The following is an 18,243-nucleotide window of genomic DNA, read 5'->3' as shown; positions in this document are numbered from 1 at the left end:
TCCGTTCCCCTGCTAGCAATTAAGGATGTCTTTCCAATGGGTTAGCAACGTATTGGAATGTCGGCTCAGAATTCCAGGGGCCACGTTGATCATGACCATTGCCATTTGTAGAGAGATTGTAATAGATATTTACAGTTTCATCCGGTTGAATATTACCAAATAATGGATCTGTCAACTTACCCAGTGACTCTAAAGCCTTCATAAACATCTGAGTGTGAGACACTTCTCGTGTGAGTAAATGAACTAAAGTCTCTTTAGTTCCTTGATCTGGACATAATTTAATTAACTCTTCGTAAGTTTGACGTGCGCCAGCTTCAGCAGCAATATTAGCTCTCAAATCTCGCACCACATCACCACCTTCATTCAGGTAACTTGCAGTCCAAGCATTACCTTGACTATCGAGAAAGTGAGGCCCTATACCTCTAACAGCAAAGAGAGTGCTTCTATAAGCCTCTGTTTGATCCGTATTTTTAGTATGAGCTTCGATGAGTCTACCAACCATCTCTAAATGCCCAAATTCTTCGATAGCAATATCTTGCAGCATATCTCGAATTCCAGCATTTTCAACGTGAAATGATTGTACCCAATATTGCAAAGCTGCTGATAATTCTCCTGTCGCTCCGCCAAACTGCTCTAAAAGTAACTGAGCAAAACGAGGGTTAGCCTCATCAATCTTTACAGCATGAATAGGCTCTTTTTTATGGAAAAACATGAACTGCCTCTTCAATTAATTACTACAACAATCATTGGCATCAAACCCTTAAATCTTGTGGGTTTGATTGCAAAAAATCTGGCTTTCACACTTAATTTTTTTGGCTGTGAATTTATTCTGCAACTATGCGCTACGGCTTCTGGTGATGAGTCCCCAAATATAGATAGCGATAATTGCCCCAATTATTGCTAATAAAAGTCCGGGAATACTAAAACCAGTCGCCGTAATTTGTAACGTTCCCGTTGCCAATAGGCTATATAAACTACCACCGATAAATGCGCCAATTATACCTAAAATCATTGTGGCAAGGATACCACCACCTTGATGTCCTGGATAAATCGCCTTAGCGATCGCACCAGCCAATAGTCCTAATATTATCCACGCAATAATATTCATATAATCTCCTCAAAAATATCATCTTTAACTCAGATTAACAATTTGAATCAAGTTACGTTTCCACCTGATGAAGTAACTTTTGAAGCCAAAAGATAGATATCGGTAATAGCTAGATAAACAAGAGAAAATGAAAATTATTTAAACTTTTGTGTTTGTAGTCAGGACTTTAGTCCTTTCTTTGCCATGCTTGGCAATGCTACTGTGTAGACAATTTTTGTACGTTGGGATTGCTTGCAAGTTACTAACATCCTTAGTTTTATGGTGTTGGCAATGCCCATCTATTCTGATTGAGAATGGTACAAGAGAAAACTTAAAGATACAGGACGCTACAAGCAAGAAATAAAAAAATAAGGACTAAAGTCCTTACTACGAACTTAAAATAATATTTTTGCTGGGATGTTAAATAGTATATTTTATAAATTAATCATGTCAAAAGTCATCAGTAATTTGACAGTGATTTTTATCATCTTGAATAGCTAAACTCGCATTAAATACTTGGCAAGTCTCAACAACGCTAGAACAAACTGAGGTTGTTGACAAATATATGCAGAAATTCCCCTGGTTGCCTAAATTGATCAACCTGACAGTAAACGGTATTAAATAGCGCGGGAAAATTGTTTTTCTGGCTTTTGATTATGATTATCAAAAACAACAGCAATATTTCTCACCAATAACCGACCAATGTCTGTGATTTGGATATGATTACTAGATAAATCTACAAGTCCATCATCAGCTAATGGCTGTAATAATTCTAGCTCATGGGCAAAATATTGATCAAATTTGATATCATATTTTTCTTCTATGTCCTGCTTATACAGTTGAAAATTGGACATAATAGACATAATGACATCGCGTCTGATAATATCATCTGGCGTGAGTTTAATTCCTTTACTCACTGGTAAAACATCTGCTGCAACTGCTTGGTAATATTCTTTCAATTGCTTATGATTTTGGACATAAGCATCATGTAGCATACTGATAGATGTCGCACCAAAACCAAAAAGTTCTGTTTCGGCGTGGGTGGTGTAGCCTTGGAAGTTACGCTGGAGGGTGCGGTTACGTTGAGCAACTGCTAGTTCATCATTAACTTTAGCAAAATGATCCATACCAATAAATTGATACTGGCTATTAGTCAATTCTTCAATCGTCATCTTGAGAATTTCTAACTTTTCCTGTGGTTGCGGTAAAGCTGACACAGGAATATTTTTCTGTGCTGGCTTTAACCAAGGTACATAGGCAAAGTTAAACACCACAATTCGCTCAGGATCTAATGCTACTGTCTTTCTCAGCGTCTCTTGAAATGTTTGTAAAGTTTGATAAGGTAAACCATAAATTAAGTCTACATTCACACTGTTAAACTTAGCTGCTTTAATCCAACTCATGACATCGAATAACATTTCTTCAGGTTGGACACGGTTAACAGCTACTTGCACTTGGGTGTTAAAATCTTGAATGCCAAAACTAACACGATTAAACCCGATTTCCCTGAGAAAGAAAATATAATCTTTATCAACGTAGCGGGGATTAATCTCAATAGAAATTTCTGCCTCTGGATCAAGGTTAAAATGGCGATGAATTTGTTTCCAGACAAATTCTACTTGCTCGCAATCTAAATAATTGGGTGTACCACCACCCCAATGTATTTGCAACACCTTTCTATCTGAATCAATCAATGATGCTGTATGCTGGATTTCTCGCGCTAAGTTTTCTAAGTAAGGTTTGGCAATATTCTTATTGTTAGAAATTACCGTATTGCAACCGCAAAAGTAACAAGCACTCTGACAAAAAGGAATATGGAAATACAAAGACAGAGGTGTTTTTCTTTGATTGGAAGCTGCGATCGCATCTCGAAAATCTTGCTCAGTAAATTCCTCAGTTAACTGTGTAGCGGGTGGATAACTGGTATATCTAGGTGCAGGAGTATCATACTTCTGAATCAAATCTAAATCAAATTTAACACCAGATGAAAGAAAAACCATCAAATCCTCCAAGGTACTGTTACCACACCACCTAGTGATACTTAGCGGCATTCAAAATCACCGAAGTTCTAACTTCTCGCAAAATTCAAAAACTTAGCAGACAACAGTTTTTAAATCTTGGACAAAGTTATCTTGACTACCGCGTGCGTTGACTGGTGGTTGGTTTTATAGGTATAAAGAGTCTGCAATTAATTGTTGACTGCGGAGACTAGGGACTGGGAAGAGAGACTTTCATCCCCTTGTTGTCAGCTTTCAAGGTTGTAAGAGTCTAGCTGTTGTCTAGTTTAAATATTCCATGCTAGACCGTTATGTGTCGATTTCAACCAAAATTAGGAATTGGGCATGGGGCATCAAACAAGTCAAAAGTCAAGAATTCTGGGGAAAAATTATTTAATTAGGACTTACGCACAAGTCACGGAATAATGAACCACGTTCGCGTTCGCGTAGCGTCTCGTAGAGAAGAAAATAGGGTTTGAGAGATATTTTCCGTAAGTCCTGTTAATTTTGAATTTTGAATTTTGAATTTATTTGTCCCCCCACAGGCTCACATCGCAGGTGCTTCGGTGCTACCGGGGTTATTATGGCTTTGGGTTAAGCTATTGAATACTACTTGACCAATAGCTTTGATTAAACTTCCCTCTAGTTCTCTAGCCATTTGCATATTGCATTGGAAAGCATAATTGGCTTCTGCAACGATGCGGTCTGCTGTAGCATCATCAATAGGTAATGAATCTAATGCTTGACGATACTTATCTTTAAATGCTTTCTTGTCGGGAATTTGCTCAAAATTATAGAAAGATGTGCCTTCGTAACCAGACAACCGCAAAGTTGACTGAGCAATTTTCTGCAACATCTGCCCCCCAGATAAATCCCCCATGTAGCGCGTATAAGTATGACCAATTAACAACACAGGCTCATGGGCAGAAAGTTGTCGAATCCGGTTAATATATGACTGGGCAGTAGTTCCCGGTGTAATTAGATTTCGCCACTCGCTACCATAGTAAAATACCATGTCTTTTTCTAAAGAAGCTTGGCGATTTAGCTCGGGAAAGTAAATTGCACCAATCACAGGATGATTGACTTGGCTTTTGATAGCGGCTTCTAGTTCACTGTAAACAAAATACAAGTTACTTAAAAACTGGGCGAAACAGTCTCTATCTACCACCCCCTTCAAAAAACATTTCATGAATCCCACGTTTTCTGCTGCTGTGTGAGCTTTTTGAGTGCCAGAACGCAGTTTAACAGCTAGATTATTACTCATTTTTGCTTCCTTAATGTTTAATTGTTCAGGCAGTCACGTTTACAGACTCAGAATGGCTGCCAATTCACAGTCAAGTCTCAGGTGAAATGATTGTTATTCGGGGTTGAGCAAGGATCTGCACGACTCTATCTAGCAACTATCATGCTCAATACAGATCCTTGGTTTTTTTATATCTCCCAAACTCATTTAACTATTATTGCTTGTATAACTACATAGCTATTAATAATTTTTTATATTTCTCTTAATCTGACTACACATATTGGGGCTGGGGACTGGGGATTGGGGATTGGGTACGGGGAAAAATTTCTGGAGAAATTGAGTGTAGTTGCTTGATGATAATTTTTTTAGGGTGGGCATTGCTGAGAAGTTTCTCAAAGCTTTAGTTTTACGTTGTTAGCAGTGCATCGCCTGAAGCTTATTGAGAATGGTGCAAGATATGACTTGCAAAATTGAGTGTAGTTTGCATCATGATTTATCGTCATAGCCAGTTCTTTAACTGATGTGGAGAAAGATATTTTTATGTTTATATAGTTATGAAAACCTTTACCATTAAGGAGTCTCATGGTTAATTCTCTGGCAACTCCAGAACCTCAGACGCTTAAACCAGGCGTGAAAGCACCTGTTCAAGAAACATTATTAACACCCCGGTTTTACACCACCGATTTTGATGCGGTGGCAAATTTGGATATTTCAGCCAATGAGGCGGAGATTAGAGCGATTATTGATGAACTCCGTGCTGACTACAACCGTCATCACTTTGCCCGTGATGAAGAGTTTCAGCAAAATTGGGATCATATCACTGGGGAAAAACGCCGGGCTTTTATTGACTTTTTGGAACGTTCTTGTACTTCCGAGTTTTCTGGGTTTCTGTTGTTTAAAGAGTTATCACGCCGTGTCAAAGAACGAAATCCTCTGTTATCAGAGGCTTTTCATTTGTTGGCACGGGATGAAGCACGCCATGCAGGATTTTTGAATAAATCAATGGCGGATTTCAATCTGTCTCTTGATTTAAACTACTTAACCAAAAACCGCACATATACATTTTTCCCGCCAGAGTGGATTATTTACACAGTCTACCTATCGGAGAAAATTGGTTACTGGCGTTATATTTTGATGTATCACCATATTCAGGAGCATCCAGAATACCAGTTTTATCCGTTATTCCGTAAGTTTGAGAGTTGGTGTCAGGATGAAAACCGACACGGGGATTTTTTTAAAGCAGTATTGCGATCGCAACCCAAGTTATGGAAAAGTTGGAAAGCTCGCTTATGGGTGCGTTTCTTTTTGTTAGCTGTGTTTGCTACCCACACTATGACTGTATTTGAACGGGCTAGCTTTTACGAAGCTATCGGTATCCATCCCCGCAAGTACAACACTAGAGTTATTCAAGAGACTAACAATACTTCTGCTAGAGCTTTTCCTCTGATTTTAAATACTAATCACCCGGAATTTTTCTGGCGGTTAGAACTTTGTGCGGTGAATAATTTGCAACTAGCGGCGATTAAAAATAATAAGTTGCCGAAGTTTGTCAAGTTCTTCCAAAGTATTCCCCCTGCTATTGGTATTTTTTGGAATATGTTACGGTTGTATTTGATTAAGCCGATTGATGCTGAGGCTACTCGTGGTACTGTGATGTAGTTAGGGTTTTTGGTTTAGGTTTTGTTTGTCTCTGCGTAAATTGCTCGTTTTTTTTTTGAGGTTTTTTAAAAGCTCACGCAGAGGCGCAAAGACGCAGAGAAGAGCGCGGAGAGATTATAGGTTTTTGTGGTGTTGGTTTATTGGTATTTTTTTTCTGTTTCTAGAAATTGGGGAACGTCTACGAGTTGTTGGAATTCTTGGAATTTAACTAAATCAGTCAGGTTGGCTGTTGTTCCCTGTTGTTTTAAGTGGGTTAGGCAATTGGTTAGTGTTTGTGTGACTGCTAATAAGCCTGTGAGGGGGAAAAAGACGATTTTAAACCCTAAGTTTTGTAGTTCTGCTGCTGATAGGGAGGGGGTTTTACCTCCTTCAACTATGTTCGCTACTAATGGGATATTAGGGAAGGCAGCAGCGATCGCTTTTAGTTCTTCTACTGATTGCGGTGCTTCTACAAACAGTATATCTGCTCCGGCGGCAATGTAAGCACGACCACGGGCGATCGCTTCTTCTAATCCTAGTGGCGCACGGGCATCTGTACGGGCAATAATTACTAAGCCACTATCGCCTCTCGCTTCTACTGCGGCTCTAATTTTTCCGGCGTGTTCGGCTGTGGGGATGACTCGTTTACCTTCAAAATGTCCGCACTTTTTCGGCCATTCTTGGTCTTCTAGCAATACTCCCGCTACACCTAATTGTACAGCATCTTTGATCGTCCGCATCACGTTTAAGGCGTTGCCATAACCAGTGTCTAAATCTGCAATTAAGGGAACATTCACTGATTGGGCAATTCTGCCTACACTGTAGAACATTTCTGTAGCGGTGAGAAAACCATAATCTGGTAAACCCAAGGTAGAAGCCGCTATCCCAAAGCCACTGGTAGCTATTACCTCAAAACCTATCTTTTCAGCCAGTTTTGCACTGAGACAGTCGTAAACACCAGGAATCACGATAATTTCAGGACGCGCTAGTAACTGTCGTAGTGTTTGGCTAGAAGACATAGTGAGTAATTTGTAATAAAAGATACGTTCGTAGTAAGGGCTTTAGCCCTTTAAATCCCTAAATAGGAGCGATAAATCGCTCTCTACGAACAAAAGTCTATTTTACATTTAAAGTAAGTCCTAAATAATTTCTGGCGTAGGTAAGATGTCAAGGTTTTTCATCTAAATTAAGTTTATTGACATTTACGCCAAAAGGTATCTATAAACTATGCTGGAGCAGCAAGCTAATTTAGATAATACCGCTTTGTTTGAGCATTTATGGCAGATTACAAAAGAAATGCGCCAGAAAATAGATGCTCGGTTTGAAACTCATCCCGATGCTTCCACTCAAAGTTTACACAGTTATGCTGCTCAGGTGGGTGCTGCCCACGGTTCACTGAATACTTTTACAGGTGCGGAAGTCGATTGGTTAGTGCATTCATGGTTACGTGATCCGATTTCGGGTTTTAGCAATATGCACTTGACGGTTTGGCTAAAATCTCATATCCGTGTTCCTCATCTAGCTTGCGCGTTTAGTACGTTTCCCCAACTGGGGATTTTGTTTTATATGGATTACATCCCGCGCACTGATTTGTTCGTTGACTTAGAATATTTAGACCGCTACTATGAACCCGTTAATCAAACGTACTTAGCACTACAGGGTGATTCACGTTTTGAGCCATTTATTAGTAAAACTTTATATATTCGGCAGGCACAATCACACACGAGTTTGTGTTATACGTTTCAAGAAGAGCAGGAAACTTTAGCTTTGGTGAGCAAAGTTGCTCATGAAATGGTGGATCGTTGGTTGTCTTGGATAGATACAGCCGCACCTGTGGCAGAATCAGAACGGGCTGCATTAGCTGAACGTGATTTATTTGTGCGTCGAACCATCGCAGAACGTGATCCAGACAATAAAGTTGCTGTGCGGTTCTTTGGTGAGGAAATGACAGATAAACTGGTGCGATCGCTTTGGGGTGGCGATCGTATACTTTCTAGATAGGCAATCTTAATATACTAGCGAATATGGCGAATCATACTGATACTATAGAATCATTCCGTGCTTTGGCATTGCAAGTTACTTGTCATGCAGTTAATCCAGCACGCGATCGCCACGAAGTCGGGTTACTGATGCAAAAAACTATTACCCGCTTGGCGCAACAAATCGCCGCCAGTATTGCGTTTATTGGTTATGATTGTCGCTTAATTGTTCTACCCGAATACTTCCTGACAGGTTTCCCAATGGGGGAATCTGTGGAAGTATGGGCAAATAAAGCCTGTATAGAAATGAACGGCGCAGAGTATGAAGCTCTCGGTAACATTGCTCAAAAACATCACATATTTTTAGCTGGTAACGCCTACGAACTCGACCCCAATTTTCCAGGGTTGTACTTTCAAACCTGCTTTGTAATTGATGCCTCTGGTACAGTAGTTTTACGGTATCGGCGACTTAATTCCATGTTTGCCCCTACACCCCATGATGTCTGGGATAAATACCTTGATTGTTACGGCTTAGAAGGAGTTTTCCCCGTAGCGAAAACCGCCATTGGCAATTTAGCAGCTTTAGCATCAGAGGAAATTTTATACCCAGAAGTAGCGAGGTGTTTAGCCATACGTGGCGCGGAAATTTTTCTCCATTCCACCTCGGAAGTTTACAGTAAGAATATCACAGCCAAAGACGCTGCTAAAATTACCCGTGCCGTGGAAAATATGGCTTATGTAGTGTCAGCTAATACTGCTGGGTTAAGTAATAGCCCTATTGCCATGAGTTCAGTAGATGGAGGTTCAAAAATTATTGACCATCGCGGGATAGTATTAGCAGAGACAGGTGCAGGGGAAAGTATGGCGGCATTTGCAGAGATAGATTTAGCAGCATTAAGACGCGATCGCCACCGTCCAGGGTTAAATAATTTACTGTCTCGTCAGCGATTTGAACTATACGCCCAAAGCTACAGCCAGTCCCAATTTTACCCAGCCAACACCATGTTAAATCAAACCGTAGACCGCCAGCATTTCATCCAAGCCCAAACACAAACTATTGAACGCCTCAGCAATTTAGGGATAATTTGACACAGGAGGCGACTGGGGACTGGGGATTGGGGACTGGGGACTGGGAGTCATGACGGGAGATGAGGGAGATGAGGGAGCAGGGGAGCAGGTGAGCAGGGGAGAGAAACTAAACTAATGACTAATGACTAATAACTAATGACTAATGACTAATGACCAATGACTAATGACTAATAACTAATGACTAATGACTAACCCTATAGAAGTACGTAATCCTCGGACGGGAAAATTTGATTATGTGATTATCCCACCACCAGTGAGGTTGCTAGCCCAGCAATGTAACCGGGCGAGGCGATCGCAAACTCGTTGGTATCAAATCGGTATAGAAGCTAGAATTGAAGCCCTACAGCAATGGAAACAAGCAATATTATCTCAACGGCAACAGCTAACAGAAGCTTTAGTCAATGACACGGGTAGATTATCCATCTCAGTATTAGAAATTGATTCCTTCCTATCCACTATTGACCGTTGGTGTAACCTAGCACCAGAATTACTACAAGAAACCGCTAAAAATACCAGTATTCCGTTTATCGCCTTACAACAAGCATCAATTCCCTACAGCTTAGTTGGCGTAATTAGTCCGTGGAATTTTCCCTTGTTGTTGTCAATGATTGATGCTATCCCGGCATTGTTGGCGGGTTGTGCTGTCGTTGTCAAACCCAGTGAAATCGCGCCTCGGTTTGTTGCACCTTTATTGTTAGCACTCAACGAAGTTCCTCACCTGCGGGAAGTGTTAATTTTTATTGAGGGAGCAGGGGAAACAGGAGCAGCGTTAATTGACTATGTAGATTTAATTTGTTTTACAGGGAGTGTAGCCACAGGACGGAAAGTTGCAGAAGCCGCAGCGAAACGATTTATCCCAGCGTTTTTAGAATTGGGAGGAAAAGATCCAGCGATCGTTTTAGAATCAGCAGACTTAGACTTAGCTACCTCAGCGATTTTGTGGGGTGCAGTCGTCAACACAGGTCAATCCTGTCTCTCCATAGAAAGAATTTACGTTGCTGAATCCATATATGAAGATTTTTATCATCAACTCATAGCTAAAGCGCATCGTCTAGAGCTAGCTTACCCCAACGTGGAAAGCGGACAAATCGGCCCTATTATCGCCGAAAAACAAGCAGCGATCATTAGAGAACACATCGCCGATGCAATGCACAAAGGCGCAATCATTCACTGTGGCGGTAAAGTAGAGGAATTAGGCGGCGGTTGGTGGTGTCGTCCCACCGTACTCACCCAAGTCAATCATGCCATGAAAGTCATGACCGAAGAAACTTTCGGCCCCATTATGCCCGTAATGTCGTTCTCCAACGTGACGGAAGCAGTAAACTTAGCTAACGACTCGATTTATGGACTCAGTGCAGCCGTGTTTGCTGGTTCAGAAGAAGAAGCCTTAACCGTCGCTCGGCAAATCCAGGCAGGTGCTATTAGTATTAATGATGCGGCTTTGACTGCCATCATGTACGAAGGAGAGAAAAACGCCTTCAAATTTTCCGGTTTGGGTGGTTCACGCATGGGTGCAGCAGCACTCAAGCGGTTTCTGAGAAAACAAGCGTTTTTAATCAAAGCTAACTCCGCCCCTGACCCTTGGTGGTTTAATAGCTAATGAGCGATCGCTAAATCAAGGCGTTAACCTTAACACACCCTACTGGACTGACACAGCTAAAATAGTGCAAAAATATAGTTCTTGTGGTGCGGGCTTCTAGCCTGCACCGGACGAGCTAGAGAGCTTATCCCACAAGAGAGATTTAATGCAACATTTTAAGCTCAACACACCCTACAACTTAAAACCTAATAATATCAGGAATTAAAAATGACTAAAATTAAAGCAGAAATGCCTGTACTTGCCCGTCATGAAGGCGATTGGATTGGTACATACACTTTAGTTGATACATCAGGAAAACTTCTTGACCAACATGAATCACATTTAACCTGTCAATTTCCAGACAATAGCCCCTATCACTACTACCAAATTAACCGTTACAAATGGGCTAACGGTAAACAAGAAGAACATCAATTTCCCGCAACTTATCGTGATAAAATTCTCTGGTTTGATACAGAACGCATTCAAGGCAAAGCTTGGGAAATAGACGACTCAACAGTAATATTATGGTTTGCTTACAAAACAGTACCAGAAATGTATTTATATGAAATGATTCAAATTAGTCCAGACAATAACCATCGCGCCCGTACATGGCACTGGTTTAAAAATCATCAAATTTACCAACGTACTTTGATTAAAGAAGAAAGGTTAAAATAGTAAATTCCATAATCAGATATACTTTTGAATTTAGTAGCTGCGTGGCAAGGCTAAAATAGTGCAAAAATATAGTTCTTGTGGTGCGGGCTTCTAGCCTGCACCGGACGGGCTAGAAGCCCGCACCACAAGAGTGTTTTAATGCAACATTTTAAGCTTGTCACGCTAGTAGGGTGCGTTACACTACGTTAACGCACCATTTTATGAAAAAATAAACATCCTATTACATCAGATTTTAACTTGATAAGGTAGACGCATGGCAAAGACTGACAAAATTAACTTTTCTACTCCTAGCGGTTTTCCTGAATTTCTCCCCAGCGAGAAACGCCTAGAATTATATTTATTAGATACTATCCGTAGAGTTTATGAAAGTTATGGATTTACACCTATTGAAACACCCGCAGTAGAAAGATTAGAAGTCCTGCAAGCAAAAGGAAATCAAGGCGATAATATCATTTATGGTATTGAACCAATTCTGCCACCAAATCGCCAAGCAGAAAAAGATAAATCAGGCGAAACAGGTTCAGAAGCCAGAGCTTTAAAATTTGATCAAACAGTCCCTTTAGCAGCGTATATCGCCCGTCACCTGAATGAATTAACCTTTCCCTTTGCGCGTTACCAAATGGATGTAGTCTTTCGGGGGGAACGCGCCAAAGATGGGAGATTTCGGCAGTTTCGTCAGTGTGATATTGATGTAATTGGGCGGCGGGAACTCAGTTTATTATATGATGCCCAAATGCCCGCAATTATCACCGAGATATTTGAGGCAATTAATATTGGTGATTTTGTAATTCGGATAAATAACCGAAAAGTTTTGACAGGATTTTTCCAATCTTTAGAAATTTCCGAAACTCAAATTAAATCTTGTATTAGCATCATTGATAATTTGGAGAAAATCGGAGAAGCGAAAGTTAAGCAAGAGTTAGAGAAAGAAGGAATTAACCCTGAGCAAACACAAAAGATTATTGATTTCATCAAAATTGATGGTGATGTTGATGAAGTGTTAGATAAACTCCAACACCTCTCAGAAAACTTGCCAGAATGTGAACAATTTAGTTTAGGTGTCAGTGAATTAGCAACAGTAATTGCAGGTGTGCGGAATTTAGGAGTTCCTGACAAACGTTTTTGTATTGATTTGTCTATTGCCCGTGGTTTAAACTACTATACTGGCACTGTTTATGAAACTACCCTCATCGGACATGAAGCTTTAGGTAGTATTTGTTCTGGTGGCAGATATGAGGAATTAGTGGGGATGTTTTTAGGCGAAAAAATGCCGGGAGTGGGTATTTCTATCGGGTTAACTCGCTTAATTAGTCGTTTACTGAAAGCGGGTATTCTTAACACCTTACCTGCAACACCAGCGCAGGTAGTGGTAGTAAATATGCAAGAAGATTTAATGCCAACTTATTTAAAAGTTTCGCAACAGTTACGCCAAGCGGGTATTAATGTTGTGACTAACTTTGATAAGCGTCCCTTGGGTAAACAATTCCAAGCAGCAGATAAACAAGGGATACGTTTCTGTGTAATTATTGGTGCTGACGAAGCAGCTGCACAAAAATCATCACTCAAAGATTTACAAACAGGCGAACAAATAGAAGTAGCATTGGCAGATTTAGCTGAGGCAATTAAACAGAAACTTGTATAACTAATCAATTAACAGGGTGCTATGAATAAACCAATCAAAAGGGCATTTTTAGATACCGAAGATGGACAAATTCTTTATCGTATTGGTGGCGAAGGAGAACCTTTATTATTACTGCACATGAACCCCCGCAGTAGTGATGAATATCGGGAATTAATGCCCATCTTGTCCAAGAAATACTGTGTTATTGCAATGGATTTAATGGGGTTTGGTGATTCTGATAAACCGCCAAGATTATATTCAGTTGCAGACTACGCTAAAACTGTCATTGCCTTGTTAGATGAGTTAGGTATTGCCAAAACCAACATTTTAGGCAACCATACAGGTGCTTTCGTTTCTGGAGAAGTCGCCGCAGCTTATCCAGAACGAGTTAACAAATTAATTCTGTGTAACGTTGCTGGTTTTGGTGAAGCTGGCAAAGCAGATTTAATGCGGCGATTTCAGAAAGGTTTCGTCATTCAAGAAGATGGTTCTCACCTGATGGAAAGATGGTTAGCGCGTAGCAGTTATGTAGGTTCTGCTGATTTGAATCATCGTTGGGTTTTAGATGATTTGAAATGTTTTGGCTATCCTTTATATGCAGTTTGGGCGGTGGGAAATTACTGTATGGAAGCGGCAGAAAGATTTACAGCTATTAAGTGTCCCACGCTGATATTCTGGGGAATTGATGATGTAGAAGAATTTGAAAGATTAGGTTTAGCATTAGCAAAAGACAGATATTTCTTATCACAAGCAATACCTCACAGTCAGGTTGTAGAGTTACCTGGAGGAACTATTTGTATGATGAATCAAATGCCTGAAGAAATAGCAAAGATAGTCATCCAATTTTTAGAAAATGCTGGTGTTCAAATTTAAGCTCTTCTTAAATAACGCCCAGTAGGTGAACCCAAAACTTGTCCGTTGTGGTAAATCAAATTTCCCCGCAAAAACGTACTTTTCACCCTTCCTGTTAACTCCATTCCTTCAAATGGTGTGTAACCTTGTTGTGATTCCGACTCAGACGCACTTACCACAAAGCTTTCATTCGGATCTACTAACACCAAATCAGCATCATAACCAAGAGCAATATCCCCTTTTTCTAGCAACCCAAACCGCCGGGATGGGTTCCAAGATAGCAACTTAGCCATCTGGTTGTAAGACATCCCCCGCTTACTACCTTCACTCACCACACCAGAAAGTAAATATTCTGTACCGCCAAAACCAGACTTTGCTAACCAAATATTATTCGGGTCTTTAGCATTTCTTTTTTGTTCCGCAGAACAGCAAGCATGATCACTAACTATCCAATCTACTTGATGATTCAGTACAGCTTGCCATAGATATTCTACATCAGCACGGGGACGAATCGGCGGGTTAACTTTTGCCCAAGCACCGTTAGGGGTATTCACATCTAAGAGTAAATGACCAACAGTAACTTCTCGGCGAAAATTAATATGTGGAAAAGCAGCTTGCATAGTCAAAGCTGCTTCCATTGCTTTCCGCGAACTCAGATGCAATAAATTGATATTTACACAGTTGGTTTCATGCGCCAAATAAGATGCAATACAAACAGCTAAACCTTCCGAATGGGGGGGACGCGCTGCACTGTAAGCGTGTAGTCCACTCAGGCTAGAATCATTTTCAACTATTTTGGTGTAGGCGTTAAGAATTTCTGCAACTTCGCAATGCAAACTTAAGCTAATAATATCTTTCGCTGCTGGATTTTCTGCCATTAAGCGAGTGATACCACGCATAATAAACTCAAAATGAGCAAAGTCATAGCGTTCCTCTTTATTTATCATCAAAAACAGGTTTTGCTTGTCTGATAAACCATGCAACCCATAGCCACCATAAAACATGAAGATTTTAAAGGAACTGACACCAAATTCTTCAAATAGTAGAGGTATTTCTTCAATATGTTGACTAGCTATAGGTGCAACATGATAGCTGTAATCAACAAAAAAATTACCTGCGGATAACGCCAAGACTTCCGGGAAAAAATCCCGGTAAGAGCCGCCTTTATTGAGATAATATTGTCCTGTACGAATGTAATTAAGACTGGTAGTTACTCCCCCCATTGCAGCCGCTTTGCTTTCAGTCACCGCATCTTTATCTAGGGGTTGATAAATACCGACGTGCATGTGAGCATCCACCACCCCAGGAAAGCCTAGCAGGTTTTTAGCATCAAATACATCTTTGCTTTCGTCTACGCTAATATGAGGAGCAATCTGGGCAAATTTCCCATCCTTAATTCCTATATCCAGTAGTTCAACAGCATCATCATGGGGACGAACTACCCGCACATTTTTGATAATTTTATCCAATACAGGAGGTTCAGACATAGTAGACCTCACACTAAAATAAGTACAGCAGCTAAAGTTTGGCTTTAGTCAGGAATTCCAATATCCTACCGGAAGACCTGCTAAAACCCATTAATATGTAACAGTTGTTTATTCAATCATCTTTAGGAATATAAGCAATGGCAAATTTTAATGAGTATCATCTCAACCCTGAAGAATTTACTTTTCTTAAAATTTTCCAAGAGCAATGGCAAGTAATTAGAGATGAGTTTACCAGCTTTACTAAGCAAGCATCTGATGAGGAGTTAAAATTCACCTATGAAGTTTTAGGGCCTAAAAGTAAAACGATTAAAACTAAAGGTAGTTCAAAATATAGTGCTTTTGGGATTTTATTCCAAGGTTTGTTTATTGAAGAATATATTCAGTTACATCAAATAACTTATCCTGATTATGAGACAGATGAAGCATCAGCCAAAGCACTTGCTTTAAGAAAAAAATATTTCCCAAATTTGGCTAATGTAATCGAAAAAGTCAACTTCAAAGATGATAATGTAATCAGAAACGTGTATTTTGGGACATTTCATCCGGGTTTAGATATCAAGCTTCATGTTAACTATAACCATCATACAAATCGTGGATATTTAGGTTTGATTGTGCCAGAGGGGGATGTAGCTATGAAAATATGTCACGAAAAACTGTATTGGCAGGAAGGCGAATTTATGGTTTTAGATCATAGCTATCCACACTGTCCACATAATTACACTAATTACGATAGAACTGTTTTGGTTGTAGACTTTTTTAAAACGGATAAACCGAGAGAAGAAATAATAAAATTTGAACAAGAGCAAGTTATACAACGTATGCAAGATAATCCTTACAGCTTAGGGGTTTTTGGTAAGAGTGATAAAGCACAAGCTGAAGATTTTATTAAGTATGGTTTAGCTCATCAATTAGAGTGGGATAAAGCCTTATAAGAATAAGTCTTTAAGTTAGATGTAACCCACCATCAACAGGTAAAGCTACTCCAGTAATAAATGCAGCTTTAGGAGAGCATAAAAAAGCTACTACTTCACCTATTTCTTTGGGAGATGCCCAACGTTGCATGGGTGTATTTTTAATCATATTTTTCATAGTATCACTATCTACTCCATCGCTATTAGATGTTACTAATTCCCAAGCTTCAGTTTTGACAAAACCGGGAATTACTGCATTAACTGTAATGCATCGTGGCGCAAGTGTTTTAGCATAGTATCTTGCTAAAAATTCCACAACTGTCTTAGCTGAACCTGGTAAGGCATATTGCAATTTTGGCGTTTGACTGCTATTACATCCAGGAGCAGATATTGCTACTATATAGCCGTTTCCATCTTTCATGTAATTGATGGCTTTTTCGACACATCTAATAAAGCATTTAGGATAGACATTTTGATAGTAATCATATTGATCAAAACCAGTCAAATTACCACTACCTAATAATTGATGTGATTCCTTATTAGCTGCGATCGCTTGACTAGATTCCGTCGATGTTGTCACTCCCACATATAACCCAGCGTTATGAATGAATGCTGTAAGATTACCATGAAAATTATCTTCTACACATTTAAATATGGTTTCAATAGTAGCTTCTTCTGCTAAGTCTCCTTGAATAATATAAACCTTGTTTCCATAGGTCGATTCTAGTTTAGCCTTGGCAGTATTTGCCGTCTCTTCATTGGAATTAAAGCCAAGTATCAAGTCATAGCCATCTTCAGCTAGCTGCTGTGATATTCCCCAACCAATACCACGTGTGCCACCTGTAACTATTGCTAGCTTTGATATCATGTTTGATTACTAAATATTATTAATTTCAATTAACTCAAAAAAATCAGTAATTACAAAAGTAATGTTAAATCTCTAATATCATTTAAGAACAAACAAGTAAATCAAAAAATAATTATTGTAATGATTATTTATAATTTGCAACAAATTAAGAGCTTGCATAGCACATCGCACTAGATAATTAAACTTAGTGTATATCGAGTTAATGATGATGGCACAAAACTCAGAAAAAACTTTAAAAGTTGCTCAACAGGCATTTGAATATTTCACCCAAGGTCTAGCAACAGGAGAATGGCAAGCATTTTTTGATATGCTCACAGACGATTTTACCTTTTGGTTTCCGATGGGTAAATTCCACGGTTTGAACGTGGGTAAAGAACGAGCTAAAGAGTTTTTTGAATACGTTTCTGAGTCTTTTAATTCTGGACTAAAACTAACATCTCTCGACCACGTTACCAGCAATGAAACGACTGTGGTGTTTGAATTCCGAGATGAAGGACTTTTACTCGGACAGCCTTATAAAAATCGTGTAGCAGTTGCTTTTGATGTGCGTGGTGACAAAATTTGTGGCTACCGTGAATACTTCGGTAGCGATGGTAAATCTTATTGATAGGAAGGTGAATACAGTATAGAGACGTTTCATGCAACGTCTCTACAAGGTGTTGAAACTTTTATTTGCAAGTATCTTAATTTGAGTTAATTATTGTTAGCTCTGATTGCTTGCAATTCTTTACACTTAGCCTCTGCTGCTTGGTAAGCTTCTAGGTATTCTTTACCACCCAACATCACATCCCCATAATATTCATAAGGTGCATCGCCATAGATGGGTAGGGGGTCATCTTCAGGATAATCTTCTTTTGATTCTTCGATAATTGCTTTTAGCTGCTTCACGCTCAAGCTGTGGGCTGAAAAGTACCACAGTTGTTGAGAGTTCTTTTGCAGGTGTGGTAATGTGGGGTCAACAATGCAGTTGTCTATCTCAATCCAACCGTGTTCTATGGGTTTGTATTGTCTACCCGCGCAGACTAAAAACCCTTGGGTATACCTCGCCCCCTGAGTCGCCAAGGCTGCTTTGTAAGCATTATCAAAGGGTTTTTTCGCCTTGCTTTTAATGCTTTCAGCTATTTTGAGGGAAAGTTCTTGATCCAATTCTTTGTTCATCGACACAGGGGATTAAAGGGGCGATTGTCAATATATATAGTAACACTTCTGTGGTGAGC

17 protein-coding genes are annotated in these 18,243 nt (G+C 39.7%); 9 read left to right on the top strand and 8 right to left on the bottom strand.

All coding sequences use genetic code 11. The features are described 5' to 3' along the window. Window positions 1–19: 19 nt before the first annotated feature. From AACS98_RS06290 to AACS98_RS06275, 4 genes are all read right to left on the bottom strand, one after another. Window positions 20–712: a manganese catalase family protein gene (locus AACS98_RS06290; protein ID WP_066377441.1), complete on the bottom strand. Its 693-nt coding sequence runs from the start codon at window positions 710–712 to the stop codon at window positions 20–22. Between the two features lie 123 nt (window positions 713–835). Continuing rightward, window positions 836–1,108 carry a GlsB/YeaQ/YmgE family stress response membrane protein gene (locus AACS98_RS06285; RefSeq protein ID WP_066377440.1) on the bottom strand — a complete coding sequence of 91 codons (273 nt, stop codon included), beginning with the start codon at window positions 1,106–1,108 and terminating at the stop codon, window positions 836–838. A gap of 596 nt (window positions 1,109–1,704) precedes the next feature. Beyond that, window positions 1,705–3,087: an oxygen-independent coproporphyrinogen III oxidase gene (gene hemN, locus AACS98_RS06280; protein WP_066377439.1), complete on the bottom strand. Its 1,383-nt coding sequence runs from the start codon at window positions 3,085–3,087 to the stop codon at window positions 1,705–1,707. 544 nt (window positions 3,088–3,631) lie between these two features. Beyond that, window positions 3,632–4,348, bottom strand: coding sequence for a biliverdin-producing heme oxygenase (locus AACS98_RS06275; protein WP_066377437.1), 717 nt, complete (start codon window positions 4,346–4,348; stop codon window positions 3,632–3,634). A gap of 561 nt (window positions 4,349–4,909) precedes the next feature. Here AACS98_RS06275 and acsF point away from each other — a divergent pair. Further along, window positions 4,910–5,986: a magnesium-protoporphyrin IX monomethyl ester (oxidative) cyclase gene (acsF, locus tag AACS98_RS06270; protein ID WP_066377436.1), complete on the top strand. Its 1,077-nt coding sequence runs from the start codon at window positions 4,910–4,912 to the stop codon at window positions 5,984–5,986. Between the two features lie 137 nt (window positions 5,987–6,123). Here acsF and AACS98_RS06265 read toward each other — a convergent pair whose 3' ends face one another. Continuing rightward, window positions 6,124–6,984, bottom strand: a complete 861-nt coding sequence (locus AACS98_RS06265; RefSeq protein WP_066377434.1) for an isocitrate lyase/PEP mutase family protein — start codon at window positions 6,982–6,984, stop codon at window positions 6,124–6,126. 208 nt (window positions 6,985–7,192) lie between these two features. Here AACS98_RS06265 and AACS98_RS06260 point away from each other — a divergent pair, with 208 nt between their 5' ends. The 6 genes from AACS98_RS06260 to AACS98_RS06235 all read left to right on the top strand — a co-directional run bounded on the left by AACS98_RS06260 (window position 7,193) and on the right by AACS98_RS06235 (window position 13,781). Then, window positions 7,193–7,966 carry a red chlorophyll catabolite reductase gene (locus tag AACS98_RS06260; protein WP_066377433.1) on the top strand — a complete coding sequence of 258 codons (774 nt, stop codon included), beginning with the start codon at window positions 7,193–7,195 and terminating at the stop codon, window positions 7,964–7,966. A gap of 23 nt (window positions 7,967–7,989) precedes the next feature. Beyond that, a complete protein-coding gene (locus tag AACS98_RS06255) occupies window positions 7,990–9,033 on the top strand; it encodes a nitrilase-related carbon-nitrogen hydrolase (protein ID WP_066377432.1) in 1,044 nt (347 codons plus the stop codon). A gap of 184 nt (window positions 9,034–9,217) precedes the next feature. Then, window positions 9,218–10,633 carry an aldehyde dehydrogenase family protein gene (locus AACS98_RS06250; protein WP_066377431.1) on the top strand — a complete coding sequence of 472 codons (1,416 nt, stop codon included), beginning with the start codon at window positions 9,218–9,220 and terminating at the stop codon, window positions 10,631–10,633. A 207-nt stretch (window positions 10,634–10,840) separates the two neighbouring features. Continuing rightward, on the top strand, window positions 10,841–11,287 hold the full coding sequence (locus AACS98_RS06245) for a DUF3598 family protein (protein WP_066377426.1): 447 nt from the start codon (window positions 10,841–10,843) through the stop codon (window positions 11,285–11,287). A gap of 253 nt (window positions 11,288–11,540) precedes the next feature. After that, window positions 11,541–12,929 carry a histidine--tRNA ligase gene (gene hisS, locus AACS98_RS06240; protein WP_066377424.1) on the top strand — a complete coding sequence of 463 codons (1,389 nt, stop codon included), beginning with the start codon at window positions 11,541–11,543 and terminating at the stop codon, window positions 12,927–12,929. A gap of 21 nt (window positions 12,930–12,950) precedes the next feature. Further along, on the top strand, window positions 12,951–13,781 hold the full coding sequence (locus tag AACS98_RS06235; RefSeq protein WP_066377422.1) for an alpha/beta fold hydrolase: 831 nt from the start codon (window positions 12,951–12,953) through the stop codon (window positions 13,779–13,781). Here the strand turns inward: AACS98_RS06235 and AACS98_RS06230 are convergent. Continuing rightward, the gene (locus AACS98_RS06230) at window positions 13,778–15,247 is read right to left on the bottom strand and encodes an amidohydrolase family protein (RefSeq protein ID WP_066377421.1); all 1,470 of its coding nucleotides are present in this window, start codon (window positions 15,245–15,247) and stop codon (window positions 13,778–13,780) included. The genes AACS98_RS06235 and AACS98_RS06230 overlap by 4 nt on opposite strands. Window positions 15,248–15,384: 137 nt before the next feature. Here AACS98_RS06230 and AACS98_RS06225 point away from each other — a divergent pair, with 137 nt between their 5' ends. Then, the gene (locus AACS98_RS06225) at window positions 15,385–16,179 is read left to right on the top strand and encodes an aspartyl/asparaginyl beta-hydroxylase domain-containing protein (protein ID WP_066377420.1); all 795 of its coding nucleotides are present in this window, start codon (window positions 15,385–15,387) and stop codon (window positions 16,177–16,179) included. Between the two features lie 10 nt (window positions 16,180–16,189). Here AACS98_RS06225 and AACS98_RS06220 read toward each other — a convergent pair whose 3' ends face one another. After that, the gene (locus tag AACS98_RS06220; protein WP_066377419.1) at window positions 16,190–17,026 is read right to left on the bottom strand and encodes an SDR family NAD(P)-dependent oxidoreductase; all 837 of its coding nucleotides are present in this window, start codon (window positions 17,024–17,026) and stop codon (window positions 16,190–16,192) included. Between the two features lie 208 nt (window positions 17,027–17,234). Here AACS98_RS06220 and AACS98_RS06215 point away from each other — a divergent pair, with 208 nt between their 5' ends. Beyond that, entirely contained in the window at window positions 17,235–17,633 is a 399-nt protein-coding gene (locus AACS98_RS06215; protein WP_066377417.1) for a nuclear transport factor 2 family protein, read from the top strand. Between the two features lie 86 nt (window positions 17,634–17,719). On the opposite strand, the gene AACS98_RS06210 is transcribed toward AACS98_RS06215, so the two are convergent. Then, window positions 17,720–18,184, bottom strand: coding sequence for a hypothetical protein (locus AACS98_RS06210; protein ID WP_066377415.1), 465 nt, complete (start codon window positions 18,182–18,184; stop codon window positions 17,720–17,722). Between the last annotated feature and the right edge of the window lie 59 nt (window positions 18,185–18,243).

Source organism: Anabaena sp. CA = ATCC 33047 (genome assembly GCF_963870205.1).
Lineage (GTDB): Bacteria > Cyanobacteriota > Cyanobacteriia > Cyanobacteriales > Nostocaceae > Trichormus.
The sequence above is the reverse complement of the archived record's forward strand: the minus strand, read 5'-3'. Positions and strand labels throughout refer to the sequence as shown.

Excerpts from the sequence above, each read along its gene's own strand:
- AACS98_RS06290 (WP_066377441.1), bottom strand. The coding sequence starts at position 712 with ATGTTTTTCCATAAAAAAGAGCCTATTCATGCTGTAAAGATTGATGAG.
- AACS98_RS06285 (WP_066377440.1), bottom strand. The coding sequence starts at position 1,108 with ATGAATATTATTGCGTGGATAATATTAGGACTATTGGCTGGTGCGATC.
- hemN (WP_066377439.1), bottom strand. The coding sequence starts at position 3,087 with ATGGTTTTTCTTTCATCTGGTGTTAAATTTGATTTAGATTTGATTCAG.
- AACS98_RS06275 (WP_066377437.1), bottom strand. The coding sequence starts at position 4,348 with ATGAGTAATAATCTAGCTGTTAAACTGCGTTCTGGCACTCAAAAAGCT.
- acsF (WP_066377436.1), top strand. The coding sequence starts at position 4,910 with ATGGTTAATTCTCTGGCAACTCCAGAACCTCAGACGCTTAAACCAGGC.
- AACS98_RS06265 (WP_066377434.1), bottom strand. The coding sequence starts at position 6,984 with ATGTCTTCTAGCCAAACACTACGACAGTTACTAGCGCGTCCTGAAATT.
- AACS98_RS06260 (WP_066377433.1), top strand. The coding sequence starts at position 7,193 with ATGCTGGAGCAGCAAGCTAATTTAGATAATACCGCTTTGTTTGAGCAT.
- AACS98_RS06255 (WP_066377432.1), top strand. The coding sequence starts at position 7,990 with ATGGCGAATCATACTGATACTATAGAATCATTCCGTGCTTTGGCATTG.
- AACS98_RS06250 (WP_066377431.1), top strand. The coding sequence starts at position 9,218 with ATGACTAACCCTATAGAAGTACGTAATCCTCGGACGGGAAAATTTGAT.
- AACS98_RS06245 (WP_066377426.1), top strand. The coding sequence starts at position 10,841 with ATGACTAAAATTAAAGCAGAAATGCCTGTACTTGCCCGTCATGAAGGC.
- hisS (WP_066377424.1), top strand. The coding sequence starts at position 11,541 with ATGGCAAAGACTGACAAAATTAACTTTTCTACTCCTAGCGGTTTTCCT.
- AACS98_RS06235 (WP_066377422.1), top strand. The coding sequence starts at position 12,951 with ATGAATAAACCAATCAAAAGGGCATTTTTAGATACCGAAGATGGACAA.
- AACS98_RS06230 (WP_066377421.1), bottom strand. The coding sequence starts at position 15,247 with ATGTCTGAACCTCCTGTATTGGATAAAATTATCAAAAATGTGCGGGTA.
- AACS98_RS06225 (WP_066377420.1), top strand. The coding sequence starts at position 15,385 with ATGGCAAATTTTAATGAGTATCATCTCAACCCTGAAGAATTTACTTTT.
- AACS98_RS06220 (WP_066377419.1), bottom strand. The coding sequence starts at position 17,026 with ATGATATCAAAGCTAGCAATAGTTACAGGTGGCACACGTGGTATTGGT.
- AACS98_RS06215 (WP_066377417.1), top strand. The coding sequence starts at position 17,235 with ATGGCACAAAACTCAGAAAAAACTTTAAAAGTTGCTCAACAGGCATTT.
- AACS98_RS06210 (WP_066377415.1), bottom strand. The coding sequence starts at position 18,184 with ATGAACAAAGAATTGGATCAAGAACTTTCCCTCAAAATAGCTGAAAGC.